At 60.3% G+C, this 23,582-nt stretch carries 18 protein-coding genes; 7 read left to right on the top strand and 11 right to left on the bottom strand.

What is annotated here, in order from left to right; all coding sequences use genetic code 11:
• Positions 1-5 precede the first annotated feature (5 nt).
• The 4 genes from eutC to exaC all read right to left on the bottom strand — a co-directional run bounded on the left by eutC (position 6) and on the right by exaC (position 5,601).
• A complete protein-coding gene (gene eutC / locus A8O26_RS15685; protein ID WP_064118831.1) occupies positions 6-830 on the bottom strand; it encodes an ethanolamine ammonia-lyase subunit EutC in 825 nt (274 codons plus the stop codon).
• Between the two features lie 5 nt (positions 831-835).
• The gene (locus tag A8O26_RS15680; RefSeq protein ID WP_064118830.1) at positions 836-2,230 is read right to left on the bottom strand and encodes an ethanolamine ammonia-lyase subunit EutB; all 1,395 of its coding nucleotides are present in this window, start codon (positions 2,228-2,230) and stop codon (positions 836-838) included.
• A gap of 190 nt (positions 2,231-2,420) precedes the next feature.
• Positions 2,421-3,791: an ethanolamine permease gene (gene eat / locus A8O26_RS15675; protein WP_064118829.1), complete on the bottom strand. Its 1,371-nt coding sequence runs from the start codon at positions 3,789-3,791 to the stop codon at positions 2,421-2,423.
• Positions 3,792-4,080: 289 nt separating this feature from the next.
• On the bottom strand, positions 4,081-5,601 hold the full coding sequence (exaC, locus tag A8O26_RS15670) for an acetaldehyde dehydrogenase ExaC (RefSeq protein ID WP_008083670.1): 1,521 nt from the start codon (positions 5,599-5,601) through the stop codon (positions 4,081-4,083).
• A gap of 301 nt (positions 5,602-5,902) precedes the next feature.
• On the opposite strand from exaC, the gene A8O26_RS15665 reads away from it, so the two are divergent.
• The 4 genes from A8O26_RS15665 (at position 5,903) to A8O26_RS15650 (ending at position 10,440) form a co-directional block, all read left to right on the top strand.
• On the top strand, positions 5,903-7,816 hold the full coding sequence (locus A8O26_RS15665) for a sigma-54-dependent Fis family transcriptional regulator (protein WP_064118828.1): 1,914 nt from the start codon (positions 5,903-5,905) through the stop codon (positions 7,814-7,816).
• A 368-nt stretch (positions 7,817-8,184) separates the two neighbouring features.
• Positions 8,185-9,534 carry a UDP-N-acetylmuramate:L-alanyl-gamma-D-glutamyl-meso-diaminopimelate ligase gene (gene mpl / locus A8O26_RS15660; protein ID WP_064118827.1) on the top strand — a complete coding sequence of 450 codons (1,350 nt, stop codon included), beginning with the start codon at positions 8,185-8,187 and terminating at the stop codon, positions 9,532-9,534.
• Entirely contained in the window at positions 9,531-10,163 is a 633-nt protein-coding gene (ubiX, locus tag A8O26_RS15655; protein WP_064118826.1) for a flavin prenyltransferase UbiX, read from the top strand. The genes mpl and ubiX overlap by 4 nt, the downstream gene beginning before the upstream one ends.
• A complete protein-coding gene (locus tag A8O26_RS15650; protein WP_064118825.1) occupies positions 10,156-10,440 on the top strand; it encodes a YceK/YidQ family lipoprotein in 285 nt (94 codons plus the stop codon). The genes ubiX and A8O26_RS15650 overlap by 8 nt, the downstream gene beginning before the upstream one ends.
• Positions 10,441-10,547: 107 nt before the next feature.
• Here the strand turns inward: A8O26_RS15650 and A8O26_RS15645 are convergent, their stop codons facing one another.
• The 3 genes from A8O26_RS15645 to A8O26_RS15635 form a co-directional block, all read right to left on the bottom strand.
• Entirely contained in the window at positions 10,548-11,189 is a 642-nt protein-coding gene (locus tag A8O26_RS15645; protein WP_053124198.1) for an oxidoreductase, read from the bottom strand.
• 27 nt (positions 11,190-11,216) lie between these two features.
• A complete protein-coding gene (locus A8O26_RS15640) occupies positions 11,217-12,944 on the bottom strand; it encodes a C13 family peptidase (protein ID WP_064118824.1) in 1,728 nt (575 codons plus the stop codon).
• 102 nt (positions 12,945-13,046) lie between these two features.
• Positions 13,047-13,502, bottom strand: a complete 456-nt coding sequence (locus tag A8O26_RS15635; protein ID WP_007909575.1) for a MaoC family dehydratase — start codon at positions 13,500-13,502, stop codon at positions 13,047-13,049.
• A gap of 180 nt (positions 13,503-13,682) precedes the next feature.
• On the opposite strand from A8O26_RS15635, the gene A8O26_RS15630 reads away from it, so the two are divergent.
• Genes A8O26_RS15630 through A8O26_RS15620 form a run of 3 tightly spaced genes read left to right on the top strand, consistent with a single transcriptional unit; the run spans position 13,683 to position 15,362 of the window.
• Entirely contained in the window at positions 13,683-14,045 is a 363-nt protein-coding gene (locus A8O26_RS15630) for a CidA/LrgA family protein (protein ID WP_064118823.1), read from the top strand.
• Positions 14,045-14,761, top strand: coding sequence for an LrgB family protein (locus A8O26_RS15625; protein ID WP_064118822.1), 717 nt, complete (start codon positions 14,045-14,047; stop codon positions 14,759-14,761). The genes A8O26_RS15630 and A8O26_RS15625 overlap by 1 nt, the downstream gene beginning before the upstream one ends.
• Before the next feature lie 10 nt (positions 14,762-14,771).
• Positions 14,772-15,362 carry an LON peptidase substrate-binding domain-containing protein gene (locus A8O26_RS15620; protein WP_064118821.1) on the top strand — a complete coding sequence of 197 codons (591 nt, stop codon included), beginning with the start codon at positions 14,772-14,774 and terminating at the stop codon, positions 15,360-15,362.
• Between the two features lie 61 nt (positions 15,363-15,423).
• On the opposite strand, the gene A8O26_RS15615 is transcribed toward A8O26_RS15620, so the two are convergent.
• The 4 genes from A8O26_RS15615 to A8O26_RS15600 all read right to left on the bottom strand — a co-directional run bounded on the left by A8O26_RS15615 (position 15,424) and on the right by A8O26_RS15600 (position 23,486).
• Positions 15,424-18,714 (bottom strand): calcium-binding protein, encoded by a 3,291-nt coding sequence (locus tag A8O26_RS15615; RefSeq protein WP_253756881.1) that lies wholly within the window; start codon positions 18,712-18,714, stop codon positions 15,424-15,426.
• A gap of 371 nt (positions 18,715-19,085) precedes the next feature.
• Entirely contained in the window at positions 19,086-21,209 is a 2,124-nt protein-coding gene (locus A8O26_RS15610; RefSeq protein WP_253756878.1) for a hypothetical protein, read from the bottom strand.
• A gap of 194 nt (positions 21,210-21,403) precedes the next feature.
• Positions 21,404-22,720 carry a bifunctional DedA family/phosphatase PAP2 family protein gene (locus tag A8O26_RS15605; protein WP_064118818.1) on the bottom strand — a complete coding sequence of 439 codons (1,317 nt, stop codon included), beginning with the start codon at positions 22,718-22,720 and terminating at the stop codon, positions 21,404-21,406.
• Positions 22,721-22,787: 67 nt separating this feature from the next.
• Complete coding sequence (locus tag A8O26_RS15600; RefSeq protein WP_064118817.1) at positions 22,788-23,486, bottom strand: DNA-3-methyladenine glycosylase; 699 nt, start codon at positions 23,484-23,486, stop codon at positions 22,788-22,790.
• Positions 23,487-23,582 lie beyond the last annotated feature (96 nt).

The following is a 23,582-nucleotide window of genomic DNA, read 5'->3' as shown; positions in this document are numbered from 1 at the left end:
ACGGTTCAGGCAGGAGGCGGGCTGAGTAGGAAGTTTCCTTTCATGTCCGCACCGGCGTCCGACTCCAGCGTCTGAACCTGTGCTTCGTCCTTCAGATTCACGCCCGACAGCTGTCTGCGACAAGCTTCGCGCATCAAATACAGCAAGCGATGCGCCGCCATGCCGTAGCTCAAGCCTTCGAGCCTTACATTGGAAATGCAGTTGCGGTAGGCGTCGGTCAGGCCGATCTTTGGATTGTAGGTGAAATATAAACCGAGGCTGTCCGGAGAACTGAGGCCCGGGCGTTCGCCGATCAGCATCACCAGCATTTTTGCGCCGAGCAGTTGACCGATCTCATCGCCAACTGCAACACGGCCCTGTTCCACCAGAATAACGGGCGCCATCGACCAGCCGTCGGCGCTCATCTGCTCTTCCAGTCGTGTGAGAAACGGCAAGGTATGCCGATGCACCGCAAGCGCCGACAGGCCGTCAGCCACGACAATCGCCAGATCGACACCGCCCGGATGCGCCTGCGCGTATTCGCGCAAGCGTTGGGCCGAGTCGTCGCTGAGCTTGCGCCCCAGATCCGGGCGTTGCAGGTAGCTGTTGCGATCCACGGCGGCGCTGTGCAGCAACAAGGATTCGCGTCCGCGCTCGCTCAGTTGCGCGCTGAGGCCAGCGTGATCGAAAGGCAGATGCACGGCGTCGCGCGCCTGGGCGTGGGCAAACTGGAAGTCCAGTTGCGCAGTGGTTGGCAGGCTGGTGCCGGTGCGGCCCAGAGCAATACGCGCCGGAGTCAGGCGGCGTAGTTCCAGCCAAGGGTTTTGCGGGTCGATGGGCGGTTTTTCCATGTGACTCATCCCAGTTGCGCCAGCGCCTGGCGGAAGGCCGGCGGCAAGTTGTTACCGAAGCGGACCTTGCCGTCCGCTTGGGTGAAGATGCCCATGTTCGCCAGCCATTGCTCGAACTCCGGCGCCGGTTTCAGGCCCAGCGTCTGCCGCGCATAGAGCGCGTCGTGGAACGAAGTGGTCTGGTAATTGAGCATGATGTCGTCGGAGCCGGGAATGCCCATGATGAAGTTGATCCCGGCGACACCGAGCAACGTCAGCAGGGTGTCCATGTCGTCCTGATCGGCTTCGGCGTGGTTGGTGTAGCAGATATCGCAGCCCATCGGCACGCCGAGCAGCTTGCCGCAGAAATGGTCTTCGAGCCCGGCGCGGATAATCTGTTTGCCGTTGTAGAGGTACTCCGGGCCGATAAATCCTACAACCGTGTTGACCAGGAACGGCTTGAAATGTCGCGCCACGGCGTAGGCCCGGGTTTCGCAGGTTTGCTGATCGACACCGTGATGGGCGTTGGCCGACAGCGCACTGCCTTGGCCGGTTTCGAAATACATCAGGTTCTGCCCGAGAGTGCCGCGATTCAGACTCAGGCCGGCGTCGTAGCCTTCCTGCAAGACATTCAGGTTGATGCCGAAACTGGCGTTGGCCGCTTCGGTGCCGGCAATCGACTGGAACACCAGGTCCAGCGGCACGCCACGGTTGATCGCCTCGATCGAGGTGGTGACGTGGGTCAGCACGCAGGCCTGGGTCGGGATGTCATAGCGCTGGATGATCGCGTCGAGCATCTCCAGCATCGCGCAAATCGAGGCGATGCTGTCGGTGGCCGGGTTGATACCGATCATCGCGTCGCCATTACCGTAGAGCAGGCCGTCGAGAATGCTTGCAGCGATGCCCGACGGTTCGTCGGTCGGGTGATTGGGTTGCAGGCGCGTCGACAGGCGCCCACGCAGGCCGAGGGTGCCGCGGAATTTGGTGACCACGCGGATCTTTTGCGCCACCAGCACCAGATCCTGCACGCGCATGATCTTTGATACCGCCGCGACCATTTCCGGAGTCAGGCCGGGGGCGAGATTACGCAGGCTGGTTTCGTCGGCGGCCTCGCTGAGCAGCCAGTCGCGGAAACTACCCACGGTGAGGTGGCTGACCACGGCGAAGGCTTGCTTGTCGTGGGTGTCGATGATCAGCCGGGTGACTTCATCAGCCTCATAAGGAATCAGCGCTTCTTGCAGGAAATGCGTGAGCGGGATGTCGGCCAGTGCCATTTGCGCAGCTACGCGCTCGCCATCATTGAGGGCGGCGACGCCGGCGAGGAAGTCCCCGGAGCGCGCCGGGCTGGCCTTGGCCATGACGTCCTTGAGACTGTCGAAGCGATAGGTCTGGGCGCCGACGGAATGGGCAAATGCGGCCATGGGGCGGTGTCCTCCTGATTCTGTGGATAACTCAGTTCCCTGTGGGAGCGAGCTTGCTCGCGAATGCGGTGTGTCATTCAGCATCCCTTTCGCCTGACCCTACGCCTTCGCGAGCAAGCTCGCTCCCACATTGGATTTGTGTGCACCTCTATATAGCGGGCACCGGGCGAAAGGCCCGGTGCCGGTGCAACTAGATACCTTCGAGCATAGCGTCTGCCGGCGCTTCGGCGCGTTGCTTGGCGGTCAGCTGGAAATACAGGTAACCAGCGGCCATGAAGCCAAGGAACACACAACCGATCAGCGTGTTGAACCACGCCATCGCGATCAGGCACACCACCGCCAGAAACAGCGCAATCGCCGGCACCACCGGATAGCCCGGCGCACGGAAGGTGCGCTCCAGGTTCGGCTCGGTCTTACGCAGTCTGAACAGGCTGAGCATGCTGATGATGTACATCACGATCGCGCCGAACACCGACATGGTGATCATCGCTGCGGTCAGGGTCATGCCTTGCAGATTGACCAGACCGTCGCTGTAAATCGCCGCAATGCCGATCACGCCACCGGCCAGAATCGCCCGATGTGGCGTCTGGAAGCGCGACAGCTTGGCCAGGCCTTTAGGCAGATAACCGGCGCGGGCGAGGGCGAAGAACTGCCGCGAGTAGCCAAGAATGATCCCGTGGAAACTCGCCACCAGGCCGAACAGGCCGATCCACACCAGCATGTGCATCCACGACGAATTGTTGCCGACCACAGCTTTCATCGCTTGTGGCAGCGGGTCGTTGATGTTCGACAGTTGGCGCCAGTCGCCGACGCCGCCGGCCATGACCATTACGCCGATGGCGAGGAACACCAGGGTCAGAATGCCGCTGACGTAGGCTTTGGGAATCGTCCGTTTCGGGTCCTTCGCTTCTTCGGCGGCCATGGCGGCGCCCTCGATGGCGAGGAAGAACCAGATTGCGAACGGTATCGCCGCGAAGATCCCGGGGATCGACCCCAGGGTGAATTCATTCGAGCCCGACCAGCCATTCAGCACGAAGTTACTGAAGCTGAAGCCCGGCGCGACCACGCCCATGAACACCAGCAACTCGGCGACGGCGAGCACGGTGACTACCAGCTCAAAGGTCGCCGCGATGCTGACGCCGAGGATGTTCAACGTCATGAAGACGAAATACGCGCCGACGGCGGCGATCTTCGGATCAAGCTCCGGATATTGCACGTTGAGGTAAGCGCCGATGGCCATGGCAATCGCCGGTGGCGCAAAGACGAACTCGATCAGCGTGGCGATGCCGGCGATCAATCCGCCTTTCTCGCCGAACGCCCGACGGCTGTAGGCAAACGGCCCGCCGGCGTGTGGGATCGCAGTAGTCAATTCGGTGAAACTGAAGATGAAGCAGGTGTACATGGTTGCGACCATCAAGGCCGTGACCAGAAAACCCAGGGTGCCGGCGGTGCCCCAGCCGTAACTCCAGCCGAAATATTCGCCGGAAATCACCAGGCCGACGGCAATGCCCCACAGGTGCAGGGTGCCGAGTGTGGGTTTGAGCTGTGTGGTGGAAGTCATAAGTCCTCTCTGTTTTTTATTGTTTGATCTGTTGGACTTTCGGGTGTGGCGGTTGAGGTGGATGAGTGCTGTTCACGCAGCGGCAGTTATCACGCAAAACCTGAATGACGGGTACGCAAGGGCCGTGCCAGAGCGGCCAGGCCTTGTGTATTGTGTGATTGAGGACGCCTTCGCGAGCAGGCTCGCTCCCACAAAGGAATTGGCTCGCCACAAATCCACTGTGGGAGCGAGCCTGCTCGCGAAAGCCGTTGAACGGGCGACACAGAAATATCTGAGTCGCCCTCAGGTTTTAGAAGAAGCCCAACGGATTGATGTCGTAGCTCACCAGCAGGTTTTTGGTTTGCTGGTAGTGATCGAGCATCATCTTGTGCGTCTCACGCCCCACACCGGACTTCTTGTACCCGCCAAACGCAGCATGCGCCGGGTACAGGTGGTAGCAGTTGGTCCACACGCGACCGGCCTTGATCGCGCGGCCCATGCGATAGGCGCGGTTGATGTCGCGGGTCCACAGGCCGGCGCCGAGGCCGAACTCGGTGTCGTTGGCAATCGCCAGGGCTTCGGCTTCGTCCTTGAACGTGGTGATGCTCACCACTGGGCCAAAGATTTCTTCCTGGAACACGCGCATTTTGTTGGTGCCCTTGAGCAGGGTCGGCTGGATGTAATAGCCGGTCGACAGATTGCCCTCGAGTTTTTCCACTTTGCCGCCGGTCAACAGCTCGGCGCCTTCGCCCTTGGCAATTTCCAGGTACGAAAGGATTTTGTCGAATTGCTGCTCGGACGCCTGCGCGCCGACCATGGTGTCGGTGTCCAGCGGATCGCCGCGTTTGATTTGCAGGACTTTCTTCATGACGACGGCCATGAACTCGTCGTAGATCGATTCCTGTACCAGCGCGCGCGATGGGCAGGTGCAGACTTCGCCCTGGTTGAAGAACGCCAGCACCAGACCTTCAGCGGCTTTCTCAATGAATGTCGGCTCGGCTTGCATGATGTCTTCGAAGAAGATGTTCGGCGATTTGCCGCCCAGTTCCACAGTCGACGGAATGATGTTCTCGGCCGCGCATTTCATGATGTGCGAGCCGACCGGCGTCGAGCCGGTGAAGGCGATCTTGGCGATGCGTTTGCTGGTGGCCAGCGCTTCGCCGGCTTCTTTGCCATAGCCTTGAACAATGTTCAGCACGCCCGGCGGCAGCAGGTCGCCGATCAGTTCCAGCAACACGGTGATGCCCAGCGGGGTTTGTTCGGCGGGCTTGAGCACTACGCAGTTGCCGGCGGCCAGCGCTGGTGCAAGTTTCCACGCGGCCATCAGGATCGGGAAGTTCCACGGGATGATCTGGCCAACCACGCCCAGCGGTTCATGGATGTGATAGGCCACGGTGTTGCCGTCAATTTCGGCAGCGCTGCCTTCCTGGGCGCGCAGGCAGCCAGCGAAGTAGCGGAAATGGTCAGCGGCAAGCGGGATGTCGGCGTTGAGGGTTTCGCGGATGGCTTTGCCGTTGTCCCAGGTTTCGGTGATCGCCAGCAGTTCGAGGTTCTGTTCGATGCGGTCGGCGATTTTCAGCAGGATCAGCGAGCGCGCCTGCACGGAGGTCGAACCCCATGCATCGGCAGCGGCGTGAGCGGCGTCCAGTGCCTTGTCGATGTCTTCGGCAGTGGAACGGGGGAATTCGGCAATTGGCTGGCCATTGACTGGCGAGGTGTTGGTGAAGTACTGACCTTTGACAGGCGCGACGAACTCGCCGCCGATGTAGTTACCGTACTTGCTCTTGAACGAGACTTTGGCGCCTTCAGTACCGGGGTGAGCGTAACGCATGATGATGTTCTCCTTGGCTTTGTACTTATTAGAGAAACGCGCAAGTGCGCTTGCTATAAGCGTAGAGCAAAGGTCGGGCCACTGCCGTGCAGGGCAGGTAAATCAAGGCTTTGCGTGGTTTTTGTCGGACGAGCGGATTGTGCCTGTGACGGTTTCGGTACAGTCTGGGTGACAGTTTGTACCGCTTATGGCACAGGCAGTGACCGGGCAGTCTTGCCAGCATTGCAATGCGTCGGTGGCTGGAGGATGCTGGGCGTCACCTCAGCATTGGGCCGTCGAGCCTCGGGGAGAACAATAAGAAATGCACGACAACCATTTGAGTCGCCATGCCCAACAGGTTCTCACCGTTACCCAGGGCAAACCGCATGTTCACGGTCCCGGTGCCGATCCGTCGATTGCCCGTTCGTGGCTGCGCTGCCTTGAGGACTATCACCTCGACCCGGCGCTGACCATGGCGCCGACCGTGCTCGAACACGGGCGCGTCCTCGAAAGCCGCGAACGCCTGCAGCAAGTGTTGCAGATCGCCGGCAATGAAATGAGCAGCTTGCATCAACAGCTTTCCGGCGCCGGCCATGCAGTGTTGCTGACCGACGCGCGCGGGGTGATCCTCAACTGCGTCACCGCGCCATCCGAGCGCAAGATCTTCGAACGCGCCGGGCTGTGGCTCGGCGCGGACTGGAGCGAGGCCTGCGAAGGCACCAACGGCATCGGTACCTGCCTGGTCGAGCGCCAGGCACTGACCATCCATCAGGAGGAACACTTTCGCGGTCGCCACACGGGCCTGACCTGTTCGGCGAGCCCGGTATTCGACCCGCACGGCGAACTGCTGGCCGTTCTTGACGTGTCGTCGGCGCGCCACGATGTCTCGCGGCAAAGTCAGTTCCACACCATGGCGCTGGTCAATCTGTCGGCGAAAATGATCGAGAGCTGCTACTTCCTGCGCTGTTTCGATAATCAATGGTTGCTGCGTTTTCATCTGCAAGCCGAATCGGTCGGGCTGTTCAGCGAAGGTTTGCTGGCGTTTGACGGCGAAGGGCGGATCAGTGCGGTCAATCAGAGCGCGCTGAATTTGCTTGGGCATATTCGTGGCGGCCTGCTGGGTAAACCGGTGGAGGCGTTTTTCGATTGTTCGCTGGATGAATTGCTGGGCCGCGCGAGCGCCAATGCCAGCACCAGTTGGCCGCTGCGCACTCGTGACGGGCGGCATTTGTTTGCCGTACTGCGCGGTGAGTCGCGCAAACCTTTACCGATGGTACCGGCTCCGGTTGTCGCTGAAGCGCCGCGCCTGTCGGGCATCTGCCTTGGTGATCAGGCATTGCAGGCGGATTTCCGTAAAGCCTTGCGCGTGTTCGAGCGTGACGTACCGCTGCTGATCAACGGCGAAACCGGCTCCGGCAAGGAAGCCTTCGCCAAGGCTGTGCATCAGGCCAGTCAGCGCTCCGGCAAAGCCTTCGTTGCGCTCAATTGCGCGGCCATCCCCGAGAGCCTGATCGAAAGCGAACTGTTCGGCTATCGCGGCGGCAGTTTCACCGGGGCAAGAAAGGACGGTATGCGCGGCAAGTTGCAGCAGGCCGATGGCGGTACGTTGTTCCTCGATGAAATCGGCGACATGCCGTTGGCTTTGCAGACGCGTCTGCTGCGGGTGCTGGAGGATCGCCAAGTGGTGCCGATCGGCGGCGAGCCGGAGTCGGTCAACGTGCGGATCATCAGCGCCACCCACCGCAATCTGCTGGAGCGGGTCGCGGACGGCAGCTTCCGTGAGGATTTGTATTACCGGCTCAACGGCCTGGAAGTGGCGTTGCCGGCGTTGCGAGAGCGCAGTGATAAATCGCAGTTGCTGGATTTCCTCCTGGCCGAAGAGGCGGGCGCTGAAGCGATCCTGATCGAAGAACCGGCGCGTCAGGCGTTGCTGGCGTTCAACTGGCCGGGGAATGTGCGGCAGTTGCGCAATGTGCTGCGTACGTTGGCGGCGTTGTGTGATGAAGGGCGGATCGGGATTGAGGATTTGCCGGGGATGATTCGGCAGGTGCGGGTACCGATCTTGCAGCCTGATTTATCTGAACATCCACTGGAAGACGCCGAGCGGTTGGCCTTGCTCGGAGCTCTTGAAAAAACGCGGTGGCATATGACGCATACGGCAGAACAGCTTGGGGTTAGCCGCAATACCCTTTATAGAAAGCTGCGCAAGCATGGGATTGAGCGGCGGGCCAGTTAAAAGGCCCTCACCCTAGCCCTCTCCCAGAGGGAGAGGGGACTGACCGAGTCGCTCTACTGATCTACGCCGACCTGAGTTATAGAGCCGAACTCAGGATTTGAAAGCGACCGAGATCGGCTCCCTCTCCCGCCGAAAAGTGGACTGACCGAGTCGCTCTACTGATCTACGCCGACCTGAAATATCGAGCCGAACTCAGGATTAGACAGCGACCGAGATCGGCTCCCTCTCCCTCTGGGAGAGGGCTGGGGTGAGGGCGGCAGTCTGCAGTCGAGTCGAGATGTTACGGCCCACCCACCCCGCCCCTCACCTAAAGAGTGCGATTTCCCCCTCCCTACGCTAACCTGCGGCCATGTTTTACGAGGTCGACTATGCACATTCATATTCTGGGTATCTGCGGGACTTTCATGGGCTCGATGGCAGTGTTGGCCAAAGAGCTGGGCCATCACGTGACCGGTTCCGACGCCAACGTCTATCCACCGATGAGCACACAGCTTGAAGCCCAAGGCATTCAACTGACGCAGGGCTACGACCCGGCGCAGCTCGATCCGGCGCCGGATCTGGTGGTGATCGGCAACGCCATGTCCCGCGGCAACCCGGCGGTGGAATATGTGCTGAACAAAGGCTTGCCATACGTCTCCGGCCCGCAATGGCTGGCCGATCACGTGCTGCAAGGGCGCTGGGTGCTGGCGGTTGCCGGCACTCACGGCAAAACCACCACCAGCAGCATGCTCGCCTGGGTGCTGGAACACGCCGGCATGAGCCCGGGCTTCCTGATCGGCGGCGTGCCGCAGAATTTCTCGGTGTCGGCGCGTTTGGGCGGTACGCCGTTCTTCGTGATCGAGGCCGACGAATACGACAGCGCCTTTTTCGACAAGCGCTCGAAGTTCGTGCACTACCGTCCGCGCACCGCGATCCTCAATAATCTTGAGTTCGATCACGCCGACATCTTCCCGGATCTACCGGCGATCGAGCGGCAATTCCACCATCTGGTGCGCACCATCCCGAGCGAAGGCCTGGTCATCCATCCGACCACCGAGCCTGCGCTGCAGCGGGTGATCGAAATGGGCTGCTGGACCCCGGTGCAGACCACCGGCGCCGGCGGTCAGTGGCAGGTCAAACTGCTGAGCGAAGACGGTTCGGCGTTTGAAGTGATGTTCGAAGGCGTGTCGCAAGGCACCGTCGAATGGGAACTGACGGGCCAGCACAACGTCGCCAACGCCTTGGCCGCGCTGGCTGCAGCACGGCACGTTGGCGTGGTGCCGTCGATGGGCATCGCCGGGCTGAGCGCGTTCAAGAACGTCAAACGGCGCATGGAAAAAGTCGCCGAAGTCCGCGGCATCACCATCTACGACGACTTCGCTCACCACCCGACCGCCATCGCTACCACCCTCGACGGCCTGCGCAAACGCATCGGCGACGCGCCGCTGATCGCGATCATCGAACCGCGCTCCAACTCGATGAAGCTCGGCGCGCACCGTGATGGTTTGCCGGACAGTGTGGTCGATGCCGACCAGGTCATCTGGTACGCCCCGGCCAACCTCGGCTGGGACTTGGCCGGCACTGCCGCGCTGTGCACGGTGCCGTCGATCGTCAGCGATTCGCTGGAAGGCATCATCGAGCGTGTGAAGAGCCAGGCCCAGCCCGGCACGCACGTGGTGATCATGAGCAACGGCGGCTTCGGCGGCCTGCACGGCAAACTCGCCGAGGCGCTGATATGAACAATGGCCCCGAACGCATCACGCTGGCGATGACCGGCGCGTCTGGCGCGCAGTACGGCTTGCGCCTGCTTGATTGCCTGGTGCGTGAAGACCGCGAGGTGCATTTCCTGATCTCCAAGGCCTCACAACTGGTGATGGCCACCGAGACCGATGTGACGTTGCCGCCCAAGCCACAGATGATGCAGGCCTTCCTGACTGAATACACCGGAGCTGCCGCCGGGCAGATCCGCGTGTACGGCAAGGAAGACTGGATGTCGCCGGTGGCATCGGGGTCGGGTGCTCCAGCGGCGATGGTCGTGGTGCCGTGCTCGACGGGGACGCTGTCGGCGATTGCCACGGGCGCCTGCAACAACCTGATCGAGCGCGCCGCCGATGTCACGTTGAAAGAGCGTCGCCAGTTGATTCTGGTGCCCCGCGAGGCGCCGTATTCGAGCATTCATCTGGAACACATGCTCAAGTTGTCGAACATGGGCGTGACCATTCTGCCGGCCTCGCCGGGCTTCTATCACCAGCCACAGACCATCGATGACTTGATCGATTTCGTCGTGGCGCGGATTCTCAATCTGCTCGGCATACCCCAGGACATGCTGCCGCGTTGGGGTGAGCATCATTTGAGCAGCGATGAATAAGCTGCTGGTCATCGGGCTGGCGTTGTTGCTGAGCGGGTGCGCCACGGTGCGTACACTGGATGCGGCCAAACCGGGAGCGCCGGTGGTGTATTCCGGGACGCGACTGGATTTGTACGCGCTGAATGGCGGATGCTGTGCGATGGATCGTTTCGGGGCTGAGGCGCCGAGCTATCCGGGTGTGGATCTGCCGGGGAGTGCGTTGCTCGATACGCTGTTGTTGCCGTTGTCGCTTCTTACCGTGATCGGCGTGAGTTTTCAGGCAACTGGCGGATTGTAGGGGAGTGCTGCGCACTCCATTCGCGAGCAGGCTCGCTCCCACAGGGGGACGCGGTGCAAATGTGGGAGCGAGCCTGCTCGCGAAAGCTTTCTTCCAGGCGAAATAGATTATTTGCCGAGCTTGCGCAGATCATCCGACTCGATCACCCGCACCCCATCCTGCTCTTCCAGCGCCAGGCGCCACATCGCCCGCGCCAATTGGCACGCTTCGATACCGCGATACTTGCCCGGAATCAACTTCGATAACGGCCCGGCCAATTGCTCGGCCAGACGCGGCTCCGTGCGTTCACCCAACAACAGCGAAGGCCGGCAAATGGTCAACTGCGGCCAGTCCTGCGCGCGCAAGGCCTGTTCCATTTCGCCTTTGACCCGATTGTAGAAAACTGACGATTTCGGATCGGCGCCGATCGCACTGATCACAATCAGGTGCCGCGCGCCCATTTCCCGCGCGCGTTTGGCGAATGCCACGACCATGTCCAGATCCACCGCACGAAACGCCGCTTCCGAGCCCGCCTGTTTGATCGTGGTGCCGAGGCAGCAGTAGGCGATATCGACACGGCCACTGAGCTGCGGCAGAAACGCCTGCGGGTCACCGACCGGGTTTTCCAGGTGCGGATGTTCGGCCAATGGCCGACGCGAAGGGGCGAGCACGCGAGAAATCGTTGGCTCGTTGAGCAAACGGTCGAGTAGATGTTCACCGGTCAAGCCGGTGGCTCCGGCAAGCAATACGTGCTGAGGCGTCAAGTACATAGTGTCTCTCCCTTGATACTGTTCAGCTTAGTTGCTCTTTACCGCTGCGTCGTTCAACGCAGCACTTTGCAAAGCTTTTCTGGCTTGCTGTTTACGCAGCAGTTGCCAGTGCGCCAGCACGGTTTTCGGCGCCCAGATTTGTGGCTCCGAGGCTTCGAAGTTGTCCGCCAGTTCACGCTCGGCCACGGTGGCCTTGGCCAGTTTGAAAGCCTGCTCCAGATCGTCGGTCTGGTTCAGCGCCTGGGCGAACAAGGCGTCGCCGAAGTAGGTGAAGTTGGCTTCTTCCGAGCAGCCGAAGGACACTCGATCGGCGCGCGAGGCGGTCATGATCAGCGTGCGTTCATCTTTCAGCGCCGGAATGAAACCGCCCGAATAGCACGACGAAATCACGATGATCTTGTCGCGGTTTTTCAGCGGCGCGAGCACGGCGGCGAGTTCGTCGGCGGGCAGGTCGGCCAGTTCCATGCGCGGTTGATCGAGCACCAGTTCATGTTCGGCAGTGCCGTGGCTGGTCAGGTAGATGAACAGCAAGTCTTCCGGGCCGCTGCGTTCGGCCAGGGTTTGCGCGGCGCGGCGCAGGTTTTCGCGGGTGGCCATCGGCCGGTCGGCGAGGTGGTCGCGGTGGTTGACCAGGCGGATCTGGCCATAGGCACCGAAACGGGTGTTGAGCATGTTGGCGACATAATCGGATTCACGCAGGAACACGCTTTGCTTACCGTCACCGCCGAGGGTCAGGGTGTATAGCTCGACTGCCGGGGTTGACGGGGGAATGGCGGCCAACGCGTCATCGAGCAAACGGCCCTGAGCGAGCAAACCGAGTTCGAGGGTGTCGGGCAGCAACTTGCCGTCGGCGTCGCGCACGCGCTGGCCGTTGATCCACGTACCGCTCATTACGCTGCCGTCGGTGAGCACCAGCGTGCCGCGTCCCGAGTAACTGTCGTTGTCGAAGCCGCCGATATAGAAGCTGCCGTCCGACAGGTTCAAACGTCCCTGACCGCTGAAGCGCCAGTCGCTGAACGCGCCGATGTAATGGCTGCCGTCGGCGCCGATCAGTTCGCCCTTGCCGGTCAGCGCACCTTCCTTGAACTGCCCGAGCCAGACATCGCCGTCTGCGTTTTCGTAGCGACCCTTGCCGTGCAATTGATTGTTCTTGAAACCGCCGACGTAGATGTCGCCGTCGGCGCTGTTGAAGGTGCCGTTGCCTTCCAGCTGACCGTTGACGAAATGCCCGGTGAACGAGTTGCCGCTGGCATCGCCGCGCTGGCCTTCGCCGTTGGGTTTGCCGTGGGCGAACTGGCCTTGATAGGAGCTGCCGTCGTCCATTTCCAGACGACCGAGCCCGGAATATTGATCAGCCTTGAACTCGCCACGGTAGGTCATGGCGTTTTCTTTCAGCGTACCTTCACCGTCACGCCGACCTTGTTTGAAACCGCCGGTGTAACTGCTGGCGTTGGTGGTCAGGCTGCCCTGGCCATCAAACAGACCTTGCTGGAACAGGCCGCGATAGACCTCGCCGTTGCTGCCGTGCCATTCCCCTTGACCATGCCATTGGCCTTTGTCGAACTGGCCGGCGTACCAACTGCCGTTGGGGTAATCGACGCGCCCCTGACCTTGCAGCAAACCATCGACCAGTTCACCGCGATAGCGTCCGCCGTCCGGCAGGCGCGCATCCGGCGGCAACAGCGATTCGCCGTCGCCGCAAGCGGTGAGCATCAAGGTCAGGGCAATGGGTGCAAGAGAAGCGAGTGAGCGCATAGCGGGATCCGGGCAATTAGGCGACCGAGTATGCCGCAGCTATGCGTCGCATAAATAGAGACGTGACGCGAAACAGCGTGCGCTGCTTCGCATCCAGGACGTTTAGACGAAGCAGAGCGACAGCGGCTCGGCGATATAGGCCGGTTTGTCCGAGCCTTCTATCTCCAGCGTTGCGGTCGCTTTGAGCAGCCATTGGCCGGGTTTTTTCTCGGTCACTTCGCCCAGGTCGACCTTGAGGCGAACTTTCGAATTGACCTTCACTGGCTGGATGAAACGCACGCTGTCCAGACCGTAGTTGACCACCATCTTCACGCCTTGCGGCAGGATGAGGATGTCTTCCATCAGTTTCGGGATCAGCGACAACGACAGGAAACCGTGGGCAATGGTGCTGCCAAATGGCGTTTGCGCGGCTTTGACCGGGTCGACGTGAATGAACTGATAATCACCGGTGGCTTCGGCGAACAGGTTGATGCGCTCCTGATCGATGGTGAGCCATTCGGAACGTCCAAGTTCCTTGCCGACATAATCTTTGAGCTCTGCAACGGGAACATAGGGCATTGAGACTCTCCTTGGGTTCATCGGTTTTATAGTTTTTCAGGTGGGGGGATTTGACCTCCCTGCGAACCACTGTAGATCATCATGGCGATTTGCTCCGGTCAACCGACCATGCTTTTGGCGAATGCCGATCCATAGCGCAGGCGTGCTTATAATGCGGGCGACTTGCGGGGGAGATGTCTGATGTTGTTACGTGGCCTGACCATGCTGGTGCTGTTCCAATTGCTCGGCACGGCACTCAATCATTTGTTGTTGCCGGTGCTGCCGGGGCCCATTATCGGGCTGCTGTTGTTGCTGATCTTCCTGATCGTTCGCGGTGAAGTCGGTGAACCGCTGAACCTGGCGGCGGGCAGTCTGCTGCGTTATCTGCCGTTGTTGCTGGTGCCGCCGGCGGTGGGCGTGATGGTCTATGCGAGCGACATTGCCGCCGATTTCTGGGCGATTGTCGGTGCGCTGGTGCTGTCGCTGATTCTGTCGATGGCCTTCGCCGGCGTGCTGATGCAGCGCCTGGTCAAGCGTCACGCGCCGTCGTCGGAGGAGTCCTGATGCTCTTTGACTGGCAAGGCGCCTGGGCTTCGGTGATTCATCATCCGTTGTTCGGCATTGGCATCACCCTCGGTGCCTATCAACTGGTGCTGGCGGCGTTCGAGAAAACCCGCTGGATCTTTCTGCAACCGGTGCTGGTCTCCATGCTGTTAGTGATCGGCGTGCTGGTCGGCTGCGGCCTGAGCTACGCCGAATACCGCAAGAGCACCGAGATCCTGAGCATTCTGCTCGGCCCGGCCACCGTGGCACTGGCGGTGCCGCTGTATCTCAACCTGCGACGTATTCGGCAATTGTTCTGGCCGATTTTTACTACGCTGGTGATAGGCGGAGTGGTTGCCACGGGCATGGGCGTGTTGCTGGGCTGGTGGTTCGGTGCCGAGCACATGATTCTGATGACCATGGCGCCGAAGTCGGTGACCTCGCCGATTGCGATGCTGGTGGCCGAACAAATTGGTGGCGTCGCGGCGCTGGCAGCGGTGTTCGTGCTGATCACCGGGGTGATCGGCGCGATCTTCGGCCCGGCGCTGTTGACCCGCCTCGGCGTGCACAGTCCCGAAGCGCGAGGCATGGCGCTGGGCATGACCGCCCACGCGGTCGGCACTTCGGTGGCGTTGCAGGAAAGCGATGAGTGCGGCGCCTTTGCGGCGCTGGCGATGAGTTTGATGGGCGTGGCCACGGCAGTCTTCCTGCCGCTGGCGGTGTCGATGGTGGTGTAAGGAAATGTCTATGAGTCTGCCGCTTTTCCCGCTGAACACAGTGCTGTTTCCCGGCTGCAACCTTGACTTGCAGATCTTCGAGGCGCGCTACCTCGACATGATCGGCCGCTGCATGAAACAGGGCGGCGGCTTCGGCGTGGTGTGCATTCTTGACGGCCACGAGGTCGGCGTCGCGCCAGAAGGCTTTGCCCTGGTTGGCTGCGAAGCTCGCATCACCGACTTCCAGCAGCAGGACAACGGCCTGCTGGGGATACGCGTACAGGGCGGTCGCCGTTTCACGGTCTTGCACACCGAAGTGCAACGCGACCAGTTGATCCTCGCCGATATCGAATGGCTGGACGACGAACCCGAGCAACCGTTGCAGGACGAAGATGCCGATCTGGTGGCGTTGCTCAAGGCGCTGGCTGAACACCCGATGGTCGAAGCACTGAACATGGGCACCGAAGCGCTAGGGCAGCAGTCGCTGGCGAACCAATTGGCGTATCTGCTGCCCTTCGCCGAGGAAGACAAGATCGACCTTCTGCAACTCGATGACCCGCAGCAACGCCTCGATGCGATTCAGGCCTTGCTCGATGAATTGCAGGGTGAACTGTTCGCTTAGTGTTAATAAGTTGAGCTTGATCCCGGAGCCTCTCCGCGAGGTAAAGGCATCCGGGTAGCGGTCAGGCTGTAATCGCCCGGATGATCTGCAGCTCTTCAGGGTTGACCCGTGCCTGCGGGTCGCCATCAATCCCCCAGTATTTCTTCAGCGAGTTATAAAACAGCGCGCCGGTGGTCGAGGATTGACGCTTGATGTGGACGACATGAACTCTGCCGGCCAGTTCGTTGCGCTGCTGCGCCCGATCAAGGTCGGCCATCAGCGCTTCAACGCTGGTATAGCTGCGCGCATCGACGACGTACAGCTGCAGCACTTCAAACAGCAGCGACACTTCATAAAGGTTGCCGTTGGAGGTCGCCACGCTGATGGACTCGACGGGTGTTTCCTCATCCACCGTCGGCAACTTGAACAGAACGCTGCCGACAGACAGTTCGTCAGCGTCGAGGCGAATGTCGTCACGGCTGACGGTTTCTTCAAGGTGTGAGGTGTAAATCGTCCAGGTCGACGCGTTGGCGGTTTTGGCCAGGGCGGCCGGCGTCGACAGATGGATAGTCATGTTGCTCGATGGGTAGACGTCATACGCCGAACTTTGGCCCTGCAATACGTAAGTCCCACGATGGTCGATCGAGTCGATATTGACCTGGTGCGGGGTGTCCGGCATCAAGTGAGTTTCTGCCACGCGCGGCGTATTGAAAGGATAGTTGCCATGGCGACGTTTCAGGCAATCCTGGCCGTCACGGGATTTGTTGCCCGGTTCGGCGGCGTCAAGGTTGTAGGAAAGATAAGGCGGCACGACCCGGTAGGAAGCGCCGTCTCTGAACACTAGTAACACGTCATGCCTGGCTTGGACGCCGGCGGCCATCAGGCCTGCGCCGGTGTTGTGCTTTGGGCCGGATCTTTCCCCTATAGCCTCTGAAATGGAAATCGAACGTGAGGCCAGTTGCAGGAGAATGTTGAACTGGCCGTAGTCCAGGGCGCTGTAGCCGGGTGCGCCAGGTGTCAGGTCGACGTGATAAGTGAGCGTGGTTTCGCGCAGTTCGTTGCTGTCGTGGTCGAGATAAATGACGCTGGATGTTTTTGCGGCAGCGGCAGGCAGCATGAAGTCGACGCTACGTTCGCTCCGTGACACGAAATAGTGTTTTTGCGCCTGTGCCGTGGGGCGTATTACGCCGCTGTTGACGGTGTACGGCGCCGGCGGCAGATGGCCGTTGCGGGTGACGATCACTTCCAGGTTTATCGGCTGATCGCCTGGCAACGTCGCCGGCAAAATCGGTAGTAGTTCGTACTTGTCTGAGGTGCTGAACAGCAGCAGGTTGTTGTGCAATGTGCGCTGGCCGTCGAGCAATGAGTAGACGTTGTCGAGGGTCAGACGGTGCTCGGGCAGTTCGCCGTCTTCGCCTTGGCGCGAAGTGATGATCAGTGCGCTGCCGACGATCTGCCATTGCTGGATCTGCGCCATTGGCCAGCCAAACTCGATCAGGCTGGTCTGCTGCCCGTCTTCAATGATCGTCGGGTCTGTCGAGGACTCGGCAATGTAGTAACGATCCGCGCCAGCCCCGCCATCGGCCCGACAATGCGCGCCGCGAATGATGATGTTGTCGTCACCCGCACCGGCCGCCACATGATCGTTGCCGTTGGCGGCAATCACATTGGCCTCGTCATTGCCGGTCACCTGACTGGCACCGCGTAGCAGGGTCGAGACGTTTTCAATGTTGCGCAGGTGCGCCATCGGCAGTTCATCAAGCGCCGGGTCGCCACTGCGCAGCGCCACATGACCGGATTGCAGGTCGATCTTGTAGCCTGTCTGTCGAGTGTCGCGCGTGGGCCGCTCGCCATGGAACGTCAACGTGTCGTTGCCGGCGCCGCCGTCGAGGGTGCTGATGTGCGCCGGGCGAACCCTGCGATCCAGTTCTTGCTCCGGGACGTTGAACTGGAAAGTGTCGTTCTTCTCGCCGCCGCTGATTGCTTTGGCGTCCGCGCCGTAGGCGAAATGGTTCGCAGTGTTGTTGACCCCGACAATCCGGTCGTGACCGCCACCCAGTCGCCAGAACACGCCTTTGCCTTCGCCCGGTTCGCCGCTGACGATGTGCGGCAGTTCGGCTGGCAGGCCGTCGCGGGCATCGATAATGTCATCGCTGTCGACCACCACCGGTTCGTTGCGTAGCTGGAACGGCTTTTCGCCTGCGCGCTCGTCCCACTGGTACTTCCAGACTTTAACCGGGCGCAACTCGACCTTGAAACTGCCGCTCACCACGTGTTCGATGATGTTTTTATAAGGCCCTTGCAACAGGTATTTCGCCGAGTCGTGCAGTTGCTTGGTGTGATCACTCAACAGTTTGCTGGACTTGAAGCGATCCATGACCGACTGATCGAGTTCCTGATGAGTGAAGGCAAACCAGCCGGAACGCAACCGTTCGTGAAAACTCAACTCGATGTAGTCATCGATGTCGTCCACCACCCGGGCGGCACGGTAGATTTCTGCGCCCAGAATCAGCACGGCAGCCGCGGCCAGGCCGAGCGGGCCGGCGACACTGCCAAAACCGGCCAGCGCCGCCGTTCCCAGCGCCAGGCTCAGGCCGGCGCCGGCGATGTTGAGCGCGCCGCTGACGTAGTGATCCTGGGCGGTTTTACCCGTTGCACCTGCGGCGGCGTTGAAGGCGTTGACCGCGCCAATGATGTCGAAGGGCAGGGTGATGACGCTGGCAAACAACCCGGAGCCCCGGCTCAGGGTCTTGCCCAAAGTGGTCGCGGGAAACCGTTTGAATACGTTGCCGCCGCTGTTGAACAGGGCCGCGCCACCTTTGTTCAGACCTTGCTCGATGATCATCGAACCAAGTTCGCTGGCGATGCCGCCGCCGTTGAGTACCGCTTCGCCGATGTCCCCGGTCTTCATCGCCTCGGCCATGCCGATCAGGCCGCTGTAAATCCCGTAGGCTTGCAGACCGACGCCCGCGCCGCTCTGCAGGTAGCTTTTGCTCTTGTTGATCCAGGTCGGCATGTGTTCGTACGAAGCAACGTGATGCAAGTCGATTTTCTGCGCCGAACCGACGAGTTTTTCGAAGCGTGACATCGGACTGTCCGGTGCTATCGGGGCGGCCGCGACGAACACCGGACCGGCATTCACCGAGCGTTTGCAGGCCAGTTCGAAAAACAGCGTGGCCACGCGACTGCTGTCGGGCGTGTCAGTGGACAGAATCCTGGCCTGCACTTGCGCCGGGTCGAAACTGAGCGCGTCGAGAAACGCCTGGTCGGGGATTTTCAATAGGCTGTTGGCAGGGCTGATGTCCTGGCCATTGACCTTGGCGCCCATGGCCTTTAACTCAGCCCGGGTGATCATGAACTCGCCGATGCGCATCGGCCCCAGACGTTTGTCGGCTGACTTAAGTGAGCGAGGCGCGGAGGTGGCGGGAATAATCTCGGTGTGCCCGGCCGCGGGGGCATGACGATTGAGCGAAGCGCTGATTGAGGTGATGTGGATGCCTGATAGAGCAGGTGATTCCACTGAAGGCCGAATAAGCTTTGCCACTGTAAGTCCTTTTAAATAGATGAATAAACCACGACTTCCATGCCGTCGTTTCGTAATTGCGCCGGCGAATATAGGTGAGTTGCCAGACAGAACAGAGTGTTTGATGGTTTACGGATGTTTATATTTAACGTGGTTGAATAAATTGTATTGCCAGGCATTGATAACTTTCGTTATCGGCAGATGAAGTTGCCGTTCAGATGTCAAGGCCAGACAATGTCATCGCCATACTCATTCTTGCGCCCTGAAAGTCGAACAATCTCGTTGCCAAGTGCTTCGGCCTTATCGATCAGTTCATCGTACTGATGTTGAGTCGAATGCCCGGCGTGGGAAACGGCTTCGAGGGTTTCCGCTCTGGAGTCGGCCAGTCGCGTGATGTCTTTGATGTTGGCGGCTTTGGTCAGTGTGGCGTTCAGCATCCACACCCGGCTGGCTTCCAGACCCTTTGGCGTCGCTGAAATCAATCCCTCGTAGTCGTCCTCTGGAAACCAGACCGGATTTTTCTCGGCATCGGAATTAAAGCTCACGTTCTCTTCGCGGGGGACGACTTCGATGCCGCGCGTGTCGAGCAAGTAGATGAACATGTCGGTTTGCCGCGTGCGGACGGCGGTGTAGTTGCGCTCACGCGTCCAGGCCACTGCGCCGTCATCATCGGACGAATCGCTGGCGTCAGAGCTTTCAGTGTCACTGGAATCACTGGCGTCGTCGCTGCGTTGCTTGCCCGGATGCTTATGAGTCTGCGAGTTGTAGAGCAGGTACTCAGGGTCTGGCTCCTTGCCATACATCATTGCCTCTTTCAGGCTGAATGTTGCGCTCATCGGCCGGTCGTCCGTGGTTGCACCGGGCTTGTGTTTCATGCGCGGCAGCATAGTGTCGTCGTTGGCCATTTCGAACGGGCTGCGATCATCGCCGCGAAACAGCGCAGGGACATCAGTTCGGTAGAGCAAGTTGTGCTTGTTGCGCCGGTAACCCAGTTTCCCCAGCAGTGCTTCGCGTACGGGTGCGGTCATGCAACGCTCCGGGTCATACCAGGCGTGCTTGGCGCCACGTTTGAGTTCCAGTTCACGGGCGGTGTCGAGGGCAAATTGTTCTAGTTGGCGTGGATCGGAAAGGTTTTGAGCCATCTGCTTATGCGATTCGGCCCATTGGGGAAATGTCGATTCGCTGTGCCGGTGCAGGTGCAATTGCAGGCTGGCTATCTGGCTGGGCAACAGGTTGTAACTTTGCAGCCAGGTTTCGCGTTGACTGGCAGTGAACGACGGATGCAGCCACCGCAGGCCATCATTGAGCAGCGACTTGAACGGGTTCTCGGCGGTCACCGGTTCAACCCATTGCGGGCGCAAGCCAGACGTTTGCACTTGGGCGCGAAAACGTTCGACGTCCTGGCCGTGAATGCGGTACAGATCAAAGATCTCCTTGTCGGTCCAGTGCGGCAGATTCGCCGGTTGTGCGCCGAAGCCGCCGCTGGGTGGATCGACCTTGACCCATCTGCCGTACCTATCGCGAAAGGCGAACAACATGTCCGACGGCCGTGTGGGCAACAGCGTTCGAGGCCGCAATTCGTAATAGCCTTGCGCATCGGGTGAACGCATTGTCTCTACGTAGGCTCCGGCATCCACGTACTCGATTGTTGCGGTGGCGCGGGGTCGTTGCGCCAGTGGCGCGTCGTCGGTGCCAGTCGCCGGACGTTTTGCTGCCGACGGGGGGCTTTCGGCCAGGCGCCAGGTAGGGGCATGCGGGTTTTTATACACCAGCGGGCCGGAGGCTTTCAGTTCGGTCAGCAGTCTTAGCCGATAGGCCCCTTGGACAGGCGTCTGGTCGACATTCGCGGTGTGCAGCGTCCCGTCGTATTCCACGTCGACAAATTTTCGCCCGACGATGTACCGCACCCCAGTGTCGTCAGCGGCCGCCATGTTGCGCAGCAACTCTTCGGATAACCAGTATTTCTCAATGGAACTGTCGACGGGGTGTTCGGCGACATTGCGTGGCGTAATAGGGGTGATTTCAACGGCCGGTGACGGCGACTGGTCGACACTTGGACGTTGCGCAGAACTTTGAGACGGGTTTGTCAGGTCAGGGGTGATGAAGTCCGGATTTCGGGAGAAATAGGCATCAATCGGATTTAGCGGATGCCCAGCAGATTGAGTCGTCGGGTCTGTATTGCGGGCAGTTGAAACAGACGGTTTGCGCGGTGTTTTTGGGCTCATGGAACTCTCTTGGTTAATTTGGATTTTATTGGTGTAATTTTCTGTTTGTACGATTGGTTGACTTTGGTTGTATGTAAGGTTTTTGTTGTTGAAACGTTCTGGGTAAGTTTGCGCTCTCAATCTAATTGAATTTTTAAGTGTTGGAAGAGTTTGATTAGCTGTCGGGTGATTGATTATGTAACTTCAGATTTTTGTTTAAGGCGTGCACAGTCAGTCAGACAGAAACTTTGAACGTGTCAAAGTTTCTGTTCTGCCGGTGAGAAGAGGACAGCAGCACTCTCTTTGGAATAAACCGCAGAGAGTGTGGGGAAGGATCAGTAGGCGTAGCGCATCAGGGTGTGTGGCAAGTGGCGCAGGACAAACAAACCGAACATCGCCAGCAACGCGGGAAGGATCAGCCACCAGACCTTGAGCGGCATGGGATTGAGCGGCGTCGAGCGCTGGCTCAACCACAGGCTCGCCGCACAGACGCAACTGGCGAGCATGGCTCCGGCGAGCACGTCGGTCGGCCAGTGTGCCCCCAGATATACCCGCGACAGGGCGATGGCCAGCGCGGGAATGCAGCCGATCAGCAACCAGGTCAGACGCATGCGCGGCGGTTGGCCACGACCGGCCAGCACGGCAAGGGTCAGGAACAGCGCAAACGAACCCGAAGCATGGCCGCTGGGCATGCTGTAGGTGGTCAGCGGATCGCTCAGCACCTCCGGGCGCACCCGGGCAAAAAAGTATTTTGTCCCGGTGTTGGCCAGGGCGGTGACCAACAGCGTGCCGCCGGCAAACAACGCATGGCGCCATTGTCGACACAGCAACAGCAGGGCCACGAACAGGGCGCTGAACATCAGCATGTTGCGGAATTCACCGATCAGGGTGAACGTGACGGCAATCTCATCGAGCAACGGCTGGCGGTGCTCCTGAACCAGCGTCATCACCCCTTGATCGAGCGCGGTCAGGTAGGGATAGCCGACGAACAGGCCGATCAGGATCAGCAGGCTCATGCTGCTGATCCACACGGTCGCGCGCCGATGCCGGCGCAGGCTGCTGTTGACGCTCAGGCCAACCATCACGGCAATACTGGCGGCGACGATGCCGGCCTGCAGCCAGAAGCCTTCCGGCAGTGGCAGACGGATCGCGGCGCCCGTGGCCCAGCCCGGCAGCAGATAGGCGACGCTCCAGCCTGCGGCGGCCAGCAGGCTGACGGCGGCAAAGCGCGGGAAGGGCATGTCGCACATCCCCGCGACCATCGGCAACATCGGCCGCAGAGGGCCGATAAAACGTCCGACCAGCAGGCTGGCAATGCCGTAACGCTGGAAGTAGCTTTCGGCGCCGGCCATCCATTCCGGGTGATGGCGCAGGCCGGGCAGGCGGCGGATGTTCTGATGAAAGTGGCGGCCGAGGAAGTACGAAATCGCGTCACCCAGAATCCCGCCGAGAAACCCCAGCAGCAAGGTTTCGCTCAATGACAACGCGCCGCTGCCAGCCAGCACGGCCACGGCAAACAGCAACACCGTGCCAGGCACGATCAATCCGGCAATCGCCAGGCATTCCACGCACGCGACGATAAAGACCGCAGCGGCCAGCCACTGTGGATTGGCCGCCAGCCAACCGGTCACGCTATCGAGCCAAGGGCCCATACAAACAACTCCATCAAATCTTCATTGGCCCACAGGGGATTTCAGCTATTCAACAATTGCGCTCATTTCAGCTCAGCAAGAAATAATCCCGGCCTTCGACCTGACCCCGACGCAGCGGGTTCCGCGTGCACCATTGTGCATAAGCCGCGTCGACGAAGCGGTACATCAGGTGCTCGTCGCGACCCTGGGGGATGCCCAAACGGGTGGTTTGGATGATGTGCGAGGGTGCCGGGCCGGTGTCTTCGACCAGCAGCACCTCGTGATCGAAGCGCTTGGCGTCCCACACCGGTACTTTCAAACCCAGCGATTTGCACAGCAACGTCTGCCCGGCACAGAGTTTCTGTGAGGGGCGCGGGCGGCCCTGAGCATCCGGATTGTTCAGCAGCATCTGCGCCAGGCTCGCCGGCCCGCTGAGCTCATCGACCCACGGATACGCCGATTTGATCAGCACCGCGTTGCCCGGCCCCTGCGCGCTAAAGTTCAGCGAGTCGCCGCCACGGGCGTAATACATATAGATGTGACCGCCATCCAGAAACAAAGCCTTACGCTTTTCTGTGTAGCCGAGCGAGGCGTGGCTGCCTTTTTCCGCACAGTAATAGGCTTCGGTCTCGATGATGCGCGCGCTCAGCCACAGATCGCCGACCCGGTGGCGGATGACGTTGCCCAGTAACTCGCGGGCAAGCACTTGCGCGTCACGGTCGAAAAAAGCGTCCGGGAGCCCCAGCGGCAGGCGCTCGGCACGGGAGCGAACGGTCAGGTTGGACATGGCAGGCACGGTTTATCCAGGCTGAAGAGGTCGTGATGATAACAATCCACAGCTTAATTACGCCTGAACGTCGGCGATTCGTGGTTCATTTCGACC

The sequence above is a fragment of the Pseudomonas fluorescens genome (assembly GCF_001648775.1).
GTDB lineage: Bacteria > Pseudomonadota > Gammaproteobacteria > Pseudomonadales > Pseudomonadaceae > Aquipseudomonas > Aquipseudomonas fluorescens_M.
The sequence above is the reverse complement of the archived record's forward strand: the minus strand, read 5'-3'. Positions and strand labels throughout refer to the sequence as shown.

Bases quoted from the DNA above. Each gene is read 5' to 3' on its own strand.
- exaC (WP_008083670.1), bottom strand. From the start codon at position 5,601: ATGCGTTACGCTCACCCCGGTACTGAAGGCGCCAAAGTCTCGTTCAAG.
- A8O26_RS15620 (WP_064118821.1), top strand. From the start codon at position 14,772: ATGAGTCTGCCGCTTTTCCCGCTGAACACAGTGCTGTTTCCCGGCTGC.
- A8O26_RS15605 (WP_064118818.1), bottom strand. From the start codon at position 22,720: ATGGGCCCTTGGCTCGATAGCGTGACCGGTTGGCTGGCGGCCAATCCA.
- A8O26_RS15600 (WP_064118817.1), bottom strand. From the start codon at position 23,486: ATGTCCAACCTGACCGTTCGCTCCCGTGCCGAGCGCCTGCCGCTGGGG.
- eutC (WP_064118831.1), bottom strand. From the start codon at position 830: ATGGAAAAACCGCCCATCGACCCGCAAAACCCTTGGCTGGAACTACGC.
- A8O26_RS15625 (WP_064118822.1), top strand. From the start codon at position 14,045: ATGCTCTTTGACTGGCAAGGCGCCTGGGCTTCGGTGATTCATCATCCG.
- A8O26_RS15680 (WP_064118830.1), bottom strand. From the start codon at position 2,230: ATGGCCGCATTTGCCCATTCCGTCGGCGCCCAGACCTATCGCTTCGAC.
- ubiX (WP_064118826.1), top strand. From the start codon at position 9,531: ATGAACAATGGCCCCGAACGCATCACGCTGGCGATGACCGGCGCGTCT.
- eat (WP_064118829.1), bottom strand. From the start codon at position 3,791: ATGACTTCCACCACACAGCTCAAACCCACACTCGGCACCCTGCACCTG.
- A8O26_RS15645 (WP_053124198.1), bottom strand. From the start codon at position 11,189: ATGTACTTGACGCCTCAGCACGTATTGCTTGCCGGAGCCACCGGCTTG.
- A8O26_RS15665 (WP_064118828.1), top strand. From the start codon at position 5,903: ATGCACGACAACCATTTGAGTCGCCATGCCCAACAGGTTCTCACCGTT.
- A8O26_RS15630 (WP_064118823.1), top strand. From the start codon at position 13,683: ATGTTGTTACGTGGCCTGACCATGCTGGTGCTGTTCCAATTGCTCGGC.
- A8O26_RS15635 (WP_007909575.1), bottom strand. From the start codon at position 13,502: ATGCCCTATGTTCCCGTTGCAGAGCTCAAAGATTATGTCGGCAAGGAA.
- mpl (WP_064118827.1), top strand. From the start codon at position 8,185: ATGCACATTCATATTCTGGGTATCTGCGGGACTTTCATGGGCTCGATG.
- A8O26_RS15650 (WP_064118825.1), top strand. From the start codon at position 10,156: ATGAATAAGCTGCTGGTCATCGGGCTGGCGTTGTTGCTGAGCGGGTGC.
- A8O26_RS15640 (WP_064118824.1), bottom strand. From the start codon at position 12,944: ATGCGCTCACTCGCTTCTCTTGCACCCATTGCCCTGACCTTGATGCTC.
- A8O26_RS15615 (WP_253756881.1), bottom strand. From the start codon at position 18,714: ATGCGCATCGGCGAGTTCATGATCACCCGGGCTGAGTTAAAGGCCATG.